The 18,048-nt window shown below is 39.3% G+C and carries 14 protein-coding genes and 1 other annotated feature; of the genes, 1 reads left to right on the top strand and 13 read right to left on the bottom strand.

All coding sequences use genetic code 11. The features are described 5' to 3' along the window. Window positions 1-129: 129 nt before the first annotated feature. Window positions 130-400 (bottom strand) — a binding site (T-box leader). A gap of 112 nt (window positions 401-512) precedes the next feature. The 3 genes from KVG29_RS04315 to KVG29_RS04305 all read right to left on the bottom strand — a co-directional run bounded on the left by KVG29_RS04315 (window position 513) and on the right by KVG29_RS04305 (window position 4,069). Next, the gene (locus KVG29_RS04315; RefSeq protein ID WP_252226849.1) at window positions 513-1,838 is read right to left on the bottom strand and encodes an aspartate kinase; all 1,326 of its coding nucleotides are present in this window, start codon (window positions 1,836-1,838) and stop codon (window positions 513-515) included. A 426-nt stretch (window positions 1,839-2,264) separates the two neighbouring features. Continuing rightward, complete coding sequence (locus KVG29_RS04310; protein ID WP_252226848.1) at window positions 2,265-2,561, bottom strand: DUF6171 family protein; 297 nt, start codon at window positions 2,559-2,561, stop codon at window positions 2,265-2,267. Between the two features lie 32 nt (window positions 2,562-2,593). Next, window positions 2,594-4,069: an alpha-N-arabinofuranosidase gene (locus KVG29_RS04305; RefSeq protein WP_252226847.1), complete on the bottom strand. Its 1,476-nt coding sequence runs from the start codon at window positions 4,067-4,069 to the stop codon at window positions 2,594-2,596. Window positions 4,070-4,559: 490 nt separating this feature from the next. Between KVG29_RS04305 and KVG29_RS04300 the strand changes: the two genes are divergently transcribed. Continuing rightward, window positions 4,560-5,480 carry an ArsR/SmtB family transcription factor gene (locus KVG29_RS04300; protein WP_252226845.1) on the top strand — a complete coding sequence of 307 codons (921 nt, stop codon included), beginning with the start codon at window positions 4,560-4,562 and terminating at the stop codon, window positions 5,478-5,480. 84 nt (window positions 5,481-5,564) lie between these two features. On the opposite strand, the gene KVG29_RS04295 is transcribed toward KVG29_RS04300, so the two are convergent. The 10 genes from KVG29_RS04295 to KVG29_RS04250 form a co-directional block, all read right to left on the bottom strand. Then, complete coding sequence (locus KVG29_RS04295; RefSeq protein ID WP_252226844.1) at window positions 5,565-7,283, bottom strand: sugar phosphorylase; 1,719 nt, start codon at window positions 7,281-7,283, stop codon at window positions 5,565-5,567. A 60-nt stretch (window positions 7,284-7,343) separates the two neighbouring features. Then, complete coding sequence (locus tag KVG29_RS04290) at window positions 7,344-9,737, bottom strand: glycoside hydrolase family 65 protein (RefSeq protein WP_252226842.1); 2,394 nt, start codon at window positions 9,735-9,737, stop codon at window positions 7,344-7,346. A 27-nt stretch (window positions 9,738-9,764) separates the two neighbouring features. Further along, on the bottom strand, window positions 9,765-10,805 hold the full coding sequence (locus tag KVG29_RS04285; RefSeq protein WP_252226841.1) for a Gfo/Idh/MocA family protein: 1,041 nt from the start codon (window positions 10,803-10,805) through the stop codon (window positions 9,765-9,767). 1 nt (window position 10,806) lies between these two features. Continuing rightward, window positions 10,807-11,613 (bottom strand): sugar phosphate isomerase/epimerase family protein, encoded by an 807-nt coding sequence (locus KVG29_RS04280; protein WP_252226839.1) that lies wholly within the window; start codon window positions 11,611-11,613, stop codon window positions 10,807-10,809. A gap of 32 nt (window positions 11,614-11,645) precedes the next feature. Further along, on the bottom strand, window positions 11,646-12,698 hold the full coding sequence (locus KVG29_RS04275) for a zinc-dependent alcohol dehydrogenase (protein ID WP_252226837.1): 1,053 nt from the start codon (window positions 12,696-12,698) through the stop codon (window positions 11,646-11,648). Window positions 12,699-12,764: 66 nt separating this feature from the next. After that, a complete protein-coding gene (locus KVG29_RS04270; RefSeq protein ID WP_252226835.1) occupies window positions 12,765-13,604 on the bottom strand; it encodes a carbohydrate ABC transporter permease in 840 nt (279 codons plus the stop codon). After that, entirely contained in the window at window positions 13,601-14,512 is a 912-nt protein-coding gene (locus KVG29_RS04265) for a carbohydrate ABC transporter permease (RefSeq protein ID WP_252226833.1), read from the bottom strand. Before KVG29_RS04265 ends, KVG29_RS04270 begins: the two co-directional genes overlap by 4 nt. Before the next feature lie 60 nt (window positions 14,513-14,572). Beyond that, window positions 14,573-15,940, bottom strand: a complete 1,368-nt coding sequence (locus KVG29_RS04260; protein WP_252226831.1) for an ABC transporter substrate-binding protein — start codon at window positions 15,938-15,940, stop codon at window positions 14,573-14,575. Between the two features lie 194 nt (window positions 15,941-16,134). Further along, entirely contained in the window at window positions 16,135-16,833 is a 699-nt protein-coding gene (gene pgmB, locus KVG29_RS04255; protein ID WP_252227020.1) for a beta-phosphoglucomutase, read from the bottom strand. 102 nt (window positions 16,834-16,935) lie between these two features. After that, window positions 16,936-17,940, bottom strand: coding sequence for a LacI family DNA-binding transcriptional regulator (locus KVG29_RS04250; RefSeq protein WP_025747976.1), 1,005 nt, complete (start codon window positions 17,938-17,940; stop codon window positions 16,936-16,938). Window positions 17,941-18,048: the final 108 nt, after the last annotated feature.

Raw genomic sequence — 18,048 nt, 5'->3', positions numbered from 1 at the left:
GGCTCTAATCGAGGTATTTCTGGGTTACCAAGCACAACTTATACACATTTAAAAGGTTTACGCCCAGTTCCACTCGAAAACAGCGGATATAATAAAATTTTTGCTTAAAAATAAAAGCCTTTCATCCATTACCAGGACGAAAGGCTTGGCTTCCGCGGTACCACCTGATTTGGCGCACAGCATACATGCACCCTCTTATGCGCATACAGGGACTACCCTATATGCTCCCTCTGTAACGGTAGGGCCCCGTCCCAGCCTACTCACGTGCCGCCACATGGCAACACTTTTCGGCCGGCCGTTCCGGGGTGATATTCAGTACCTTTGTTGTGGGTTGGGCTCGCACCATCCCCAACTCGCTGTGCCATCAAAGGTACCTACTTCTCCCCTTCATCACGTTTTGCTCCGAGTTATAGGACTATTCCCTTCCGACTTTCAATCAAATTCCCCATTTGCAAGTATTATAATCAAAATACGCTCATTTGTAAAGGCCTAGCTGCAATTTTTGCAATTTTTCATTTGCAACTATCCACAAAAGCATAGTAGATGGCCCTGACCGCCCGTTCCATCTCCTCATTCTCAACCCCCACGATTATGTTGATCTCGCTGGACCCCTGGTCAATCATCCGAACGTTTATGCCTTCATTGCCCAGCGCCGTAAACAGCTTTGCCGCTATGCCAGGAGTGTGGGCCATACCGCGACCTACGGTGGCAATCAGCGCCATGTTGGAATGAACCTCTACCGAATCGGGGTGGAGCTGTGCTTTGATCTCCTCAATCACCTTTTCAAGCTTGCCATCCAGCTGTGAGTCGGCGATCACCAGGGATATAGTATCGATGCCCGATGGCATGTGTTCAAAGGAGATGCCGTTAGATTCCAGGATGGAAAGCAGACGCCGTCCAAACCCCAGCTCCACATGCATCAGCGTCTTCTCTATGGCAATCACCGTAAACCCCTTCCGGCCGGCTACACCCGTTATACCCCCCGTGCAGGTAACCGGCTCTGCCTCGTTTACTATTATAGTCCCCGGCTCTTCGGGAGCATTGGTGTTCTTTATGTGTACCGGAATGCCGGCCTTTTTGACCGGAAATATCGAATCCTCGTGAAGCACGCTGGCTCCCATATAGGCCAGCTCTCGCAGCTCACGATAGGTGATCTTGCGAATGGGCTTAGGATTTTCAACTATGCGCGGGTCGGCCATCAAAAACCCCGAAACGTCAGTCCAATTCTCGTATACCTCGGCATTTACGCCCCGCGCTATGATGGCTCCGGTAATATCAGAACCTCCTCGAGGGAAGGTCTTTATTTCCCCATTTGGCATCGAACCGTAAAACCCGGGGATGACAGCTCGTTCATGCTGGCTCAGGCGCCGTGCTACAGCCTCGTTGGTGCGTTCGCTGTCAAATATGCCATTTTGATCAAAGAATATGATATTTGCGGCATCGACAAAGTCATATCCCAGTAGCCTTGCCATAATAATGCCGTTCAAATACTCGCCGCGGCTTGCAACGTAGTCTGCGGAAGCTCCGGCTGCAATCCTCTCCTTGATATCACTCAACAACGGCTCAAAATCCAGATCGAGGTTTAGCCCCTTGATTATATCCCTGTAACGCTGCGCTATAACCTCGAATACGTCTTCGAACTTCTCACCCTGACTGGCCTTTTTGTGACAGGTATATAGAAGATCGGTTATTTTGGTGTCGCCGCTGTGACATTTCCCGGGTGCAGACACCACCACATATCGTCTTCGCGGATCGCTCAATATTATGTTCTGCGCTTTACAAAACTGCGCGGCATTTGCAAGGGACGTCCCCCCGAATTTTGCAACTATCACTCCCACTTCCTTCAATCCTCCCAACGCTAGAATAACAAGGATTATTATAGAATTATGCAATATAAAAGTCAAGTGTGACTGATACATTTAATCCATGCACTATTCAAAATTTTGCAATTTTAAAATTTACATCTTTCAAATTTGTAAAACCCGTTTAATTCACAATTAGTGGAGCATGCCGGACAGGCTAAGCAATCAAATTCCATTCTCGCCCCTGCTTGAAACACATGGCTGTACATCCTGCATTTTAACCTCTTTAAGGATTGCTCTCCAAAATACACAGCGGGCATATTAAATTGGCCGTACGATCTGCACAGCATCAAATCATAACCTTGTTCCATCCATTTCCACCCTTTTCCTTTTCATATTGAAAAGTACAAAAACCAAAAAGAAAAGCCCCTGGGAAATCCCTTCAGGGGCTACTTAAAACTATCACCATCTGGGCTGATATGGATAAGGACACCGCGCACCAGCCAGCTTGGCTTTAATCTGTACCAAACAGCCGCATAGCCTGCACGTGGTACCATAATCCAAATACTGGCACTGCCTGCAAATCTCAAGCCTGCTGCGATACTCTTCCCGGGTTACCAGCTTGACGTTTTTTACCTTCAGCGTCTCGCCGAATATTTTATCTATCTCCTCCTGTGAAAGCCTAACGGTAGCGCTGCATCCCTTGCATTCACCGTTTTCCATGGCATCGCACCTCTTAAGAATACTCATCTCATTCATCTGAACAGTGCATTCCCTTAGGCTGTATCTTTCTATTCGAGAGTCAGCACTACCACCGACTTGGATGGAAGCTTGACCTCCAGCACGTTATCCACCAGAGTTGCATCGCTAAAGGCCACCGGCTTGACAGCATTGGGTTCATCGAAGGTATTGTGGGCATTCATCTCAGAGGATGTCAGTATGGTTCCGCTTACCTTGGTCCTGCTGGTTCCCCTCAGCTCACAGCGTATATCGGCTACCGAGCTGGGATCCAGATTGCACAGCGATATATGGACCCTGCCCTGGTCGTCCTCGGAAGCAGAAGCGCTTATCTGAGGAATGCTCTCGTCTCCGTAGCTGTACAGGCTGCTGGTAAACTCCAGAGACAGAAGCTGAGCGTCCTGATGGACCTTGTACATATCGAATACGTGATAGGTGGGAGTGACGATCATCTTTTCGCCTTCGGTCAGAATCATGGCCTGAAGCACGTTTACCGTCTGAGCCAGGTTGGCCATGTGCACCCTGTCACAATGGTTGTTGAATATGTTGAGGTTGATGCCCGCTACCAGCGCATCCCGCAGGGTATTCTGCTGATACAAGAACCCCGGATTGGTACCCGGCTCCACGTCATACCATGTGCCCCACTCATCCACAATAAGCCCTACCCGCTTTTCGGGGTCGTACCGGTCCATAATGGTGGAATGCTTGGTAATAAGCTCATCCATAATCAGCGTCTTCTTCAAGGTGACAAACCATTCGCGCTCGTCAAACTGGGTAGCCGATCCCTTCTTCTGCCACGTCCCCGGCACGGTGTAATAATGCAGACTCAGGCCATCCATATAGCGTCCAGCTTCCCTCATCAACACCTCAGTCCAATGGTAGTTGGCATCTGAGGGCCCGCAGGCAATCTTGTATATCCTGTTGCCGCTGAAATTACGCACATAAGTGACGTACTGGCGGAACAGGTCAGCATAGTATTCAGGGCGCATGTTCCCTCCACAGCCCCAGTTTTCGTTCCCTATGCCAACATAAGGCAGTTTCCAGGGCTTTTCCCTGCCGTTTGCCCTTCTTAAGTTGGCCAGCCAAGAATCCCCGTCAAAGGTTATGTACTCGATCCACTCGCGGAGCTCCCTGACGGTGCCGCTCCCCACATTGCCGGTGATATACGCGTCTGCACCCAGCAATTCGCACAGCCTGAAGTACTCGTGTGTTCCAAAGTGGTTGTTCTCCACCACCCCACCCCAGTGGGTATTGATAGTTTTGGGTCGGCTCTCATAGGGGCCGATGCCGTCCCGCCAGTGGTATTCATCGGCAAAACACCCTCCCGGCCATCTGAGCACAGGCACTTTCACTTTCCTCAAGGCCTCAACCACATCATCGCGTATGCCGTCGGTGTTGGGAATGGGCGAATCCTTGCCTACCCAGAACCCTTCATAGATGCACCTGCCAAGATGCTCGGCAAAATGCCCGTAAATGTTTTTGTTTATTCTCCCCCTTTTGACATCGGCATTCAAGATCATCTTGACCATTTTAAATCCCCTCCTGCTCGCCTTTTAAGTGTTTAATGATTATATTAAATGCTTAATACAATTGTTTGTATTCATTATAAGACGTCAATGTAATACCTGTCAATTTTTTATTTATCAAATGTTCTTGAACACTTTTAATATATGCCTCATACATGAAATATACGTTTATTAAAGCGTTATAACTGCAAATACGCCTCTCAACATCGGTTTAAATAACGCGTGCCCGACACATTGTGTAAACACAAAAACATACGTACACTATAAAAAGCAACAGCAATACAAAACGCGTTCTTATAATATTAATGGGCTGTCGGCGACAGAGACAAACTTCTTGGCGGCAAACACAGGCTTTACTGTATGGATTAAGTTGTTTATAATACTATTAATTGCAAAGCTGTGCCAAAGTACACGCCAAGCTACAGAAAGGAGGAGAAGGCGCATTCCCAGCCCAACAAGATCAAAGTGACGGAACTTCATGCGCCGTACCTGTATGAAAATAGACACCACCGAAAGATGGCTGCCTGTATACGAAGCACTGGCCAGTAACGTAAGGCTGAGAATAATAAACCTTCTGGCACAAAAGCCAATGAATATAAAGGAGCTGGCCGAAAAGCTGAATCTCAGCAATGCAATCATGACCATGCATATAAGAAAGCTTGAAAAAGCCGGCATCATAAAGGCCGAGATCACTCCCTGTAGGGGCGGTATACAAAAACTGTGCAGCCTTGCAATAGATTCGCTGGAAATATCTTTTCCAACAGGTCAAAAGCCCCAAAGGAAGTACCACGAAATATCCATCCCTGTGGGCCACTACACCGATTTTAAGGTGACCCCCACCTGTGGATTGGCTACCCACGAAAAAGTCATAGGCCATTTTGACGACCCCCGCTATTTTCTTGACCCTGAAAGGGTAAACGCCAGAATCCTGTGGTTTACGCAAGGGTATGTGGAATACAAAATCCCGAATTACCTTTTGCCCAATCAGCAACCCGAAGAGCTGGAGATCTCAATAGAGCTGGGCTCCGAAGCCCCAGGCGTTAACAACAATTGGCCATCGGACATATCCTTCTTCATCAACGGGGTATACATCGGAAAATGGACTAGCCCCGGCGATTTTGGAGGCAAAAGGGGGATATATACTCCTTCGTGGTGGAGCAACAATATAAATCAGTATGGCCTGCTGAAGGTTATCCGCGTAAACGATAAAGGCAGCTTCATAGACGGGGAAAAGCTATCGGAAGTTACCATTGAAGACTTATCTCTCACCTTGAAGCAGTGGACATTTCGCATCGCGGTGCTGGACGACGCAAAACACATAGGAGGAGTCACCATTTATGGCAAAGGGTTTGGTAACTATGACCAGGATATTGTTGTGCGTGTGTATTACAGCGTGAAAAGCTTAAAAAAATAGACAATCCCCACCTCTGTCTAAGGCAGGGATTACTTTATGCTTGCTCTCCTTAGCTGTTTGCACAAAACTTAATCAGGTCCATAATTATTCAATTACAATCCATCTCGCCTGATATGGCAACATCTCTATGGTTTCATTGTAAATCTTCTCGTCACTTATTATATCAATGCCTCTAAAATCATTAGGAATTGAGACCCTTTCACTTGAAACATTTACAAGTACTAAAATCTTCTCGTTTGACCTATTATTATACCTTACAAACGAAAATATTCTACCATCCAAAAATATAACTTCCTGCGAGGCATTAGGCGAAAAGGTGGGGTGCCTTCTCCTGATTTTTACAAGTTTAGAAAGTTCATTAAATACCAAATTTCTAAGAGTATTACTCTGTTCAATCTCTCGGCACACAAGCTTATAATTTAATTTTTCCCTATTTATTCTCCTATTTATACCCGATTCTATTACCCCATCATACCAATTCTGCGAACCTAATAAGCTGTGAATATATATCCCTGGAACTCCTCTTAATGACAACAGTATGGCATGAGCCGCAATAAATTTATTGACTCTTTCTTGCATATTTTTAGATTTTGGATCAGTCAGCGCATCCATATAAGTAATATTAAGCTCATAAGGACTTTGGGAACCATCACTATTGAACCTATAGCTTATTTTTCCTCCATGATTTATGACAGTATTGACCATCATCTGTACTTCATCATCTGATAAAATCCCTTCAACGGGTCTAAGCCCTATTCCATCATGAGATGCTAAAAAATTAAAATACGTAGTATATTCAGAAAGAGGCGTACTCTCTAAAGATTTAGCCCATTTGCTCAATTTTTCAGCATTACCAGTAATAAAGGAAAAAAGCACCAAAGGAGGCAAGGGAAATTGATATACCAGATGCGCCTCATCATACCCGTTACCAAAGTAGCTTATATTATCCTTGTGCGGAACATTGGTCTCTGTAATGATCATGGTACCTGGAAATACTTCATCCAATACCAACCTTATTAACTTTACAACCGCATGGGTCTCTTTAAGATGCATGCAAGTAGTGCCCAGCTTTTTCCATACAAACCCCACCGCATCCAGCCTTATAAACCTTACCCCGTTATAAGCATAAGTTAAAATGACATTGAGAACCTCCAATAAAACATTGGGATTTGAAAAATTTAGATCTATTTGATCATCACTGAAGGTGGTCCAAAGGTATTTTACGCCTTCAGCTGTCTCAAAAGGCGTCAGTAAAGGCAATGCCCTTGGCCTTATAACAGTTGAATAATCTTCATTAGGGTCTGCAACAATAAAATAATTTTTATATTTACCCTTACATTTGAGGAAACTTTGAAACCATTTGCTGGATTTCGAAACATGATTTATAACGGCATCCAGCATCAAATCAAATTTCTTTGATAATTCCCTGACATCATCCCAACTGCCCAATTTATCGTCTACTTTGTAATAATCTACCACCGAAAATCCATCATCAGAAGTATAAGGAAACATTGGAAGTATATGGACTGCTGTTATAACATCATCAGCATAAGTACTCAAAAACTTATTCAATGTTACAAGAGGTTTTTCTTCTTCATCTCTGATCGAATCTGCATAGGTAATGAGCATAACATCATTTTCAGTAACCCAACCTTTAGAGCTGTAATTTTTTGCCTTATTTTTCCAAATATTTATAAAGGCATCAAACGACTTATATAATCGTCTGCTTTTTTCTCCATATAGCACTTGAAGAAGTTCCATTAATTTTGGGGAATAATCATTACTTAATGCCATCAATGTCATCAAAAGCCTCCTTAAACTTTTCAATAAAATTATTTCATCCCTAACATCTTATCTTTTAAATCAAGATAAATAATCCTCTGCTTTTACATCAGGAGAACACCCTTGTTGAGATTCTTTTCTATAAGGCAAAACAAGCCTCTTTTCTAAAATATATTTTTCACCATAAACCATGATATCAGTAATTCCACCGTCCTTTGAAGTAATTTCAATCTTATCCCTATCGATACTTATATGAATCTTCCTTAGCTTCAATTTTATGTCAAACTCTAATCCTTCCCATTCATATGGCAATGCGGGATTTAATTCCAATATGCCTTCATTATTAAAGACACCTCCAAATCCAATAACAGCCGCAAGCCAAATGCCTCCCATAGAAGCTGCATGTATTCCATTATCAGACGAATTTGGATTTTGTCCCATATCAATCATAGACGCTTGTTTAAAGCACTCGTATGCTGCCTGAATATCATCAAAAAAAGTAGCAACAATACTGTGTATAGCCATACTCAACGATGAATCATGAATAGTTCTAGCTTCATAATATTTCCAGTTTTTTTCAATCACCTCCTTATCGAATAGGTTTTTTAATACATACAAAAGCATAACGACGTCTGCTTGCTTTAACACCTGCATGTTAACAACCTGATCCCGAGAATAATCTAATAATATACTCTGCTTTGCTTCGCTATTTCTGTATTTATCTATATCAATTTGCTTTTTAGATAAAAAGGTGTCATCCTGTGGAATAATTCCGTTTTCATTTGGTTTGGGTAGATATAGTTTGTTATATACATCTAAATAAGTGTCGTACCTCTTTTTTAGATTTAATTTACGGTCTAAGAATTCAAACGTTTCTCTGTCTATTTCAGGTAATAGGTCATATAAACGCAGTGCTATTGATATAACGTAGTGCGCCATATAATTGGTATAAGCATTGTTATCCACATGTTCCGTGTATTCGTCAGGCCCTATCACATCCAGTATTTCATATCTCGACTTATTACTGTTCCACTTTGCTCTGCTGCACCAAAACCAAGCGCATTCAAAAATTATCTCGCTTCCATACTTTTTCAAAAAATCTACATCGTCTGTAGAAAGATAGTAGTTCCAAACCGCATACGCAATATCGGCCGTGATATGATGCTCTTTTATCCCTGACCATACCCTCGTAGGCTCACCAGTTATAATATTTATTGCAGCCCATTCAGGCGTTTCTTCTTCCCCTGTATAAGCGCTTTCCCAAGGATACATAGCCCCTTCATATCCGTATTGTTTAGCTTTTTTTCTAGCACCTTCCAATGTCAAATACCTATACTTTAGTAGTTGCCCTGCAATGTTTGGCATATTATATTGAAAATACGGCAAAATAAACAGTTCAGTATCCCAGAACACATGCCCTTTATATCCCTCACCAGTTAAGCCTTTTGCTCCAACACTAAACCTTTCATCATGCATGGGCGTCATTATAAGTAAATGATATTGCGCAAACCGCAAAGCAAGTTGATCAACACTGTTTTTGCTTTCAACCCTTACTTCTACATCTTTCCAATATTGTCTCCATTTTGATTTGCTTTTCTCAAAAAGCTCATCATAGCTTAATAAAGAACAAATCTTTAAGTGCTCCAGGGAATCATGTCTCATCTCCTGAAGGTTATATTTTTCTGCGTACTCCTTATCTCTTGAAGTAAAAACATTAGCAAACTTTTCAAAATTTATAGTTAAATTTTTTTTAGCTTTAAACTCGTACAGTCCAAAAATACTACGCCTTTCAAGAAAAAAATCTTTCCGTATATAGAAGATTCTATTCATTTTATTCTCTAAGTAACAAGAACAACAGCAGTTTATAACAAAGTCGATATTGGATTCGGTAGTTGTTTGGATAAGCTGGAGATATTCTTTCTCATAAACTCTTTTTTCTCCATCTTTAAAATGTTGCACACCCGAATTAGTCATTTTCCCATTAATTCCAGTTTTTATTTTTACTATTGCATCCTCATCAATAGGGGTAATAGAAACTTTAATCCCTATAAAATGCAAATCATCAAGGGATACAAATCTTCTAAATAATAATCTATATCTCAAGCCCTTGGGGCTTTCCCATAGTACTTCTCTTACCAATTCTCCATCTTTAAGATTAAGATATCGTGAATATTCAAGTATTTTCCCATAAGTCAACGAAAACAATTCTGAATTCAGATATATTTGCATTTCCACCACATCGGCAGCATTAGGAAGTTCTGTTACTTCATTAACATCTGCCTTATTATACGTACCTGCAACAAACATATTCCTAATCTGACCTACATAGGGCTCCTCAAAGGATGACCTTAACCCTAAATATCCATTCCCCAAAGCCATAATGCTTTCACATTTATTTTGATATTTAAGATCGAAATCTTCTTCCGCCAAAATCCAATTCTCGTATTCACCGGTACCTTTGCTATAACTAAGCATATCACCTACTCCTTTTAAGTTGTTAAGTTATATAATCATTGGTTGTCCTTTCTCAGCGGATTCATACATAGCATCTATTATTTTTTGTATCATAAGAGCCTCTTCAACTTTACATACCGGAAGTTTTCCCTCAATACAGCTCATTATAAAATCAGTGATGCTTTCATAATGCTTATCGACTTCTGGCAAAAACGGCAGCTCTATATTAGTTAAACTACTACCATTTTCAGAATATATCTCAGCCGGAAATATCGAAGCACCTGCTTTTTCTCCAAAAAGATGCACGTTCATGACTTTACTTTCTTTAATATTTAAAGCAAATGAAGTTTCTATATTTATACAGGACCCATCCTTAAACCTAATAAACCCAAATGCAGAATCCTCAACTGTAAACTTGGTATAATCCCATGAACCCATCAGGCCAATACCCGGCCTGTTGCCAATTTTTTGATATGTGCATGCTAAAACACACTCTGGCTCTGGATATCCCATCAAATACAACGCAGTATCCAACATGTGTATGCCTATATCGATAAGCGGTCCCCCTCCTTGCAATTCCTTATTAATAAATGTTCCCCAGCCCGGAATACCCCTCCTTCTTAAAGCCTGCACTCTAGCTGCGTATATATCCCCAAATACTCCTTTATCAATTAATTCTTTTATAGCCTTTACTTCGCTAGAATGTCTATAATGAAAGTTAAAGGTAAGTATCTTCTTATTTTTTTGTACAGCCTCATACATTTTTAAAGCTTCTGCATAATTGATAGCGGGAGGTTTTTCACATAAAACATGGCAACCAGCATTTAAGGCATCCACAGTAACCACAGAATGATATTTATTGGTAACACAAACGCTTACAGCATCTAAACTTTCATTTTCTAGCATTTTTCTATAATCTTGGTAGACCTTAGGTATACCAAATTTATTAGCTATATACTTCGCACGTTCTAAATTAACATCGCACACAGCAATTACGTCAACTTTATCTGCATGTTTGCTGTAATTCGGAATATGAGATACTTCCGCTATTTGTCCTGCACCTATAACCCCTATTCGCAATTTCCCCATTCTAACGCACCACCTTAGCAATACACTGTTTTATATATTCTACAGACTTTCTATATTCTACAACGGGGTCATCTCCAAGAACTCGACACTCAAAGGCCATATATCCATCAAAACCTATGTCATGTAACGCCTTAAAACCGCTCACAAAATCCATATGGCCATCTCCTGGTTGGTACCTATGACTATCCGCAATGTGAACATGGCCTATAAGATTACCACACTCTATAATGCTACGCGCAATATCTTTTTCCTCAATATTCATATGAAAGAAATCAGCTGTGATTTGCACATGTTTAAAGCCACCTGCAAGTATTAATTCTTTGGCAGCACCTAGCGTGTTAACCATGTGATCTTCATATCTGTTTAACGGTTCAAATAAAATGACTGTACCAGTTCTTTCAGCTATAATATCAAGCTTGCCTAAAGAATCCAATAATACAGCCCTATCCTCCTGTGGTGACCTTGGGGGTACTAAGGGAGGCAACCTCAGTGAAAACATTCCCCAGGCAGCAGGCACTACTATACCTTTAGCTCCTATCTTTCCTGCACATTTCAGTATTTTTTCTATATCCTGCAATGCCTGCCTACGCCTTTCTTCTTGAAAGTCACCTATCCATCCTCTGTATCCACCACAGACGCTTGAAATAGAAACGCCTGTTTTTACAACAGCTTCTTCCACTTCTTCAAACCTATTAACAAGCACATTCCCATCTACCTCATAGGCATCAAATCCCAAATCTTTAACCATCATTAATTTTTCAATAAAATTATCTGGAAAAAAAGGTTTATCCTGCGTTGCTAGCTTCATAAATTCTATCCTCCCAAATAATCAAAATTGCCCTAAAACTTCACACCCATTTTAATGCTCAAATGGGGTTCCCTATCTACAAACTTCATATAAGCTTCAGCGCATTCTTCAAATGGTACAACAGGATACACTATATCTTCGCATTGTAAATACCCTTCCATGAGCATCTTCCAGCAAACATCTTCAATTCGTCTTCTGTTCCATCTTGGATAATCGGGATTGGGTTCGCTGCATGCCCTGGAAAAAATTATTCTGCCATTATTGAAATGCGCCTCTCTACCTAAATTTAATCCTCCAAATTCTTTTGCGAAAGCAACATAAGAAATAGTACCCCCATAAGCCAATCCCCGGAGAGCGTGTTGCAACGCTGATACATGCCCACTTGTTTCGATAACAGCATCCACACCCATTTTATCTGTAAGCTTTTTAAGTTCAAATCCAACATCTACTTCATTAGGATCCAGAGCCACATCTGCTCCATTTTTAAGGGCAACATTTCTTCGGAGCTCTATAGGATCAACGACAACGACAAGACTAGCCCCCAATTTTTTGCAAATCTGAGCCGCTATTTGCCCTATTGCTCCCAACCCAAAAACAGCCACTCTGTCACCTGGTCTTATATTTGCGTCCCTAACTCCACCTAAAGCAAACTGGGCAGGATCATAACACACCGCATTTTTCCACGAAACATTCTCCGGCACTTTTCTTAATCTATAATTATTCACAGCATTAACAATATGAGTCTCTCGTATACCACCATATGAACAAACCCTGTCACCTATTTCGAAATCCTTAACATCAGCACCCTTTTCTATTATTCTGCCAACCCACTGATTACCAAGGTTCCACTCACCGAATTTTACCCCTTGTTCATCCTTGTCCTCCCTAGGTAAAAATAACTGCCATTCCGGATCATATTTTTCTTTAATAAAAGGGCTTTGTCCTCTAAAATCTGTAAGTTCTGTTCCATGCTTTGGAGATGCAAACTCTACTTTGACTTTAACTTCATTAGGCATTATTTCCCTATCCTCGTATTCAACTATAGCAGCCACTCTCGGCGCAACAGCCACCAACTGTCTAGGCATATTTTAATCCTCCTTTCTTATTGCACCATCTTTTATCTTTGTCTGAAATGAAACTTTACTCAAACATCAGCCTTTTATACTACCACTAGTCAAACCTCCAGTAATAAACTTTTCGACCAGTGAAAACATGATGATAACGGGTATTGCTGTAAGGAAAGACCCTGCCATCATCCGTCCCCAAACATAATCCTTTGAATTAAAAAGCTGTCTTAACCCTACAGAGAGAGTCATATTCTCAGGTGATGACAAAAAAGTAAAAGAGAACAAGAAGTCATTCCACGCAATCATAAACACATATACAAACACCGACATTACAGCTGGTATAGAAAGTGGCAACACTATCCTAAAAATTACTTGAAGTCTATTTAACCCGTCTATCATTGCAGATTCTTCTATTGAAGTCGGGATAGTAGTAAAATAACTGCTTAGCATAAACAAAGTAGCAGGCATAGTAGACACCAGACAAGTTATTACAACAGCCATCTTATTATCATTTAAGCCTATTCCAGATATTATCCTAAACAAGGGAACTACCAATAATATGCCAGAAAACATATATACAACCAAAGTACTTTCTTGAATATATTTTTTGCCAAAAAACTCTAATTTAGCGAGACTGTAACCACCCATTCCTCCTATTATTACAGCTAGAGTAGCTGTAGCAAACGCTATCTGAGTGCTATTCCAAAAATACCTTAAAAATGGATATATTTCTGGATTTAGCACGTCGATAAAATGTTGGAACGTAATTGCTTTGGGGAAAATCTCTGGAGGATATGCCACGGAACCCGCTGAAGTCTTTAACGCCGTTGTAACCATTAAATAAAACGGAAACAACACAATACTTAATATGAGCAGTATAAGCAGGTAAAACAATATTTTTTTAATTTTCTTTAGCGACTTCATGCTCTCTTGAACACCTTCCTTCCAACAAACAACACGAAAGTCATAATTATACAAAATAGCACAACAGTAATAGCAGCTGCTAAGCCATGATTATTAACCGAAAAAGCCGTTTCATAAAGATAGACTCCTATTACTGGAACTTGCTTAGTTAACAAGTATATATCCTCAAACTTATAGAAATTCCATATACTTCTTAAAATCACCAACGACCTTATAATGGGCAATATCTCTGGAAGAGTAATGTGCCAAAATTTACTCCACGCCCTTGCTCCATCAACTTCAGCCGCTTCATATAATGAATTATCTATAGATTGAAGCCCAGCTAGTATCATCATAAAACTATAAGGAAAAACTCTCCATGTATCAAACAGTACTACCAACATCAAAGAAAAAAGCGGGTGATCAAACCACATAGGAGCATCCTTAAACAGATATAGTATATCTACTGTCAGGTAATTGACAACTCCATAAATCCTGTTAAACATATATTGCCACACAAAAACCGTAGAAATAACTGGCGCCACATAAGGAAGAATAATTAATGAACGTGCAAATTTCCTTCCTCTAAATTCCCTATTCATTAAAAGGGCCACAAGTAATCCTACTATTGTAGAAAACACTACCGTAATTATCACATACATAAAAGTAGTCAACAATGACCTCAAAAAACTTTCATCTGAAAAAAGCTTTAAATAATTACTAGCTCCCACAAATTTATGGGGTTTCATAGGGCTTAACGAAACCTTATGAAAGCTTAAATATATATTATACATTATTGGATACACAATGATTGAAAATATTAAAAGTATCGCAGGAAGCATAAGCAAAAAACCCAATCTTGCTTCCGCCTGTTTGAGGCTCACTCTTTTTTCCCGTCTTCTTTGACCAAACATTATCCACCTCTCCACTTAAAACAATTTTTATTGAGGGGCCCTGTTTTTTGGCAAACAGGGCCCCTTTTACAGTATTTACTCATTGACTATTTCTTCCATTAATTGTTGAGCTCTTTCCATTTCTTCATCAATATCTTTATTTTGAACAAGTATAGCATTTAAAGCTTTCGGAATCACTAGCTTAGCTGTAATATTCCCCATCTTAGGATGGGTTTTTCCGTCTTGGAAGCCAAACATTCTAAGGTCTTCAAAAGCCTCTGGTACTTTTGCAGCAGTTTCGCCAAAAGCTTTTAACAACTCATGGGATAAATATTTTTCATCTTTTGCAATATCTCTTAATACTGGATTAGCCCCACCAGGAGCCATATGAAGCCACATTATATTGGGTTCCCGCTCAAGCATATACGCTAAGAATTTAACAGCAGCTTCTCTTTCCTCTGGTTTTACCATATTTGAAATTGTCATTGTAGATGTCATACCAAAGCTTGCAGCTACCTTTTTAGTTGGAATCGCAAACCCTATCTTGTCAGCCATATTTTGTTCATACAAGCTAGGCATAATATACGTAGAATACATTGCCATAGCCGCATTGCCACCTACAAAAGTATCCTTTACTTGAGTAACACCATTGGAACCCTTTGGGCTGTATTGATACAAATCTTTATAAAATTGTACTGCTTCTTTCATTTCAGGCGAATTAAATTTCGGTTGTCCATTTCCGTCAAAAAGCTCAGCATTGTTTGAAAGAGCAATTTGCTGGAATGTCTGTTCTGTGAAATCCGAAACTTCAGTTGCAAAAACAATACCATATTTTTTATTGTCAGGATCATAAAAAGTTTGAGCAGCTTTTAATATATTTTCCCATGTATCAGGCGCACTAAAACCTTTTTCTTCAAACCAATCTTTTCTATACCAAATACCAGCTACCCAACCTGATACAGGAACACCTATATACTCTTCTTTGTCAGGAAGTTTTAATACAGCTAATGCTCCTTTAAAAAATGCATCTGTTCCCTTAGAGTTAATGGCCTTTGTGTTTGCTTCAGTATCAATAACACCTTCTTCATACATTAACCTCATTTGATCAATAGACCCTTCTATCATCGCAGGAAGCTGACCAGACGACATAAGAGCTGTTATTTTAGTCCACAAACCATCTTCAGGCACCGGAACCTGCTTTACTGTTATCCCCGGGTTCTTAACCATAAAACTATCAATTATGCTTTGAATTGTCTTTACACGGGCTTCTTCAGGCTGTCCATGCAGTAACTCAATAGCTACATTTTTAATCTGCTTATCAGTTTGTTCTGATGTACCCTCTTCCTTCTGGCCATTCGATATTTGCCCATCGTCTCCAGATTTTTGTTTAGTACAACCATTTAAAACCAAAGCCACCGTCATAACTAAAACAACTAAACCAATTAAAATTTTTTTCTTCAGCATATCTTTTTCCTCCCCACCTTTATTTTTATTTCTAGAATTTTACTTTATATCAGGCAGAAGTTCCCTACGATTTTGTAGAACTATACATTCGTTACATATTAAATTCAGTAAAAAAGGGAATTCTGCATGATATCAAAACAACTCACTTTTTCTGATTTCATTAACCATACGTACAAATACATCATAAATTTCTCTTATATGCTCAAATTCAAAACTGAATATTTAATCGTTCTCCAATTCTCATAAAAACTCTTAATTGTTTTAAATCTTAATTCTGATGTACTTTTCAAAACCAAATCCGCCTTATGCAAAGATTTTTTTTCTCCGATTCCAACGCTAAACATACCCGCAGATTTTATGGAATTAATTCCCGCTTCAGAATCCTCTATGCCTACACATTCGTAAGGATGTACCCCCAACTCTACCGCTGCCTTTAGAAAAATATCAGGGAAAGGTTTACCTCTAGCAACTTCTTTAGGGTTTACGACGTAATTAAATCTGTCTATCAAGCCAAGTTTATCAAGTATAAACGTTGCATTTCGAGATGCGCTTGCTAGAGCCGTATAAACTTTTTCCCTTTTAAGTTCCTCAAGAAATTCTTCTATCCCAGGCATGATATTAGCTCTATTCAATTTTTCGAGCATATTCACATAATAAGTATTCTTTCTATTAGCAAGTTCTTCTTTTTCAGCCGGCGTAAATTTAGCATTTATATTGTTATATTCCAAAATTCTTTCCAAAGAATCCATTCTCGATAACCCTTTTAAACTTTCATTTATTGCGTTATCAAATTTTATATTAAGCTCATTTGCTAGCTGTTTCCAAGCTAAAAAGTGAAAATAAGATGTATTTGTTATCACGCCATCTAAATCAAAAATTACCAACCTCACCATAATCACCACACGAAACCGCTTTCGTTCTAAGTAACATTATACTACATGTTTTTTCGTAAGTAAAGACCATTTTCAAATTTTTTGTAGATTATAAAATCAAATTTATACACTTTCTCTTTTTCTAAAAACATAAGGTACATAATCTATCCGTTCAACAGATTCATTTTTTAACATTTTTATCAATTTTTGTGCTGCAATCCTCCCCATCTCTTTAAAATCCTGAACAACCGTCGTTAACCTAGGATTAACATATTCACTCAACTGAATTCCATCAAACCCTGCTAACGCAACATCATCAGGAACCTTTTTACCTAAATCATTAATGGCCCTCAACACACCCAAAGCCATTAAATCTGAAGCACAGAATATAGCCGTAATCTCAGGATGTTCTTTTAGTAATTCTACAGCCTTTTCATATGCTACATCCTCATAATAATCTGCATATTTTATATATTCATTACGTACTTTCAAACCTAAACCCTTTAAAGCTTCTCTATACCCTAATTCCCTAACTTTACTTACATAAGCTTCTCTCAGACCATTAATAAATGCAATATTCTTATGGCCTTTTAAATACAAATAATTTATTACCTCTTTTACCGCTTTAATATTGTCAGTAGTCACTGTAGTAACATTATCGTTCCCTTCAATGCTTATATCGATTAATACACATGGAAGCTTAAATTTTGATATTTCTTCAAAATAAGGATCACTTATTTTTAACCCGTATATTATAACACCGGCAATTTGCCTCTCTTTACATAGTTGTTCCAATTTTTTTGTTTTTTGTTTTTTGTGATCAGTATTTATTATTAATAGTTCAAAATCATTATCAGAACAAAAATTTTTAGCTCCAATTAATAGTCTATATATAATATTTCCGTTGCTATCAGTTTCACGTATATCAGAAAGAACAAGACCAATAATGTTTGATTTTTTTAATGCCAAATTCCTAGCAGTAAAATTAGGAGAGTAATTATATTTTTTAGCTATTTCTATTATCCTTTTTCTGGTTTCCTCACTAATATCAGGGTAATTGTTTAAAGCTTTAGATACCGTTGTTACGCTCACGCCAGCTTGCTTGGCTATTTCTTTCATAGAAATCATTTTTCGCTCACTCCAACTTTTATGAAATTATAGCAAATAGGTCAATAAATACAAAAAATCAAAAAAATCAAACTTAAATTTTTGTTTAAAATTACCTTTGCTCAAAAC

This window comes from Caldicoprobacter algeriensis (assembly GCF_023838525.1).
GTDB classification, from domain to species: domain Bacteria; phylum Bacillota; class Clostridia; order Caldicoprobacterales; family Caldicoprobacteraceae; genus Caldicoprobacter; species Caldicoprobacter algeriensis.
This window is presented reverse-complemented; position numbering and strand designations above follow the sequence as displayed.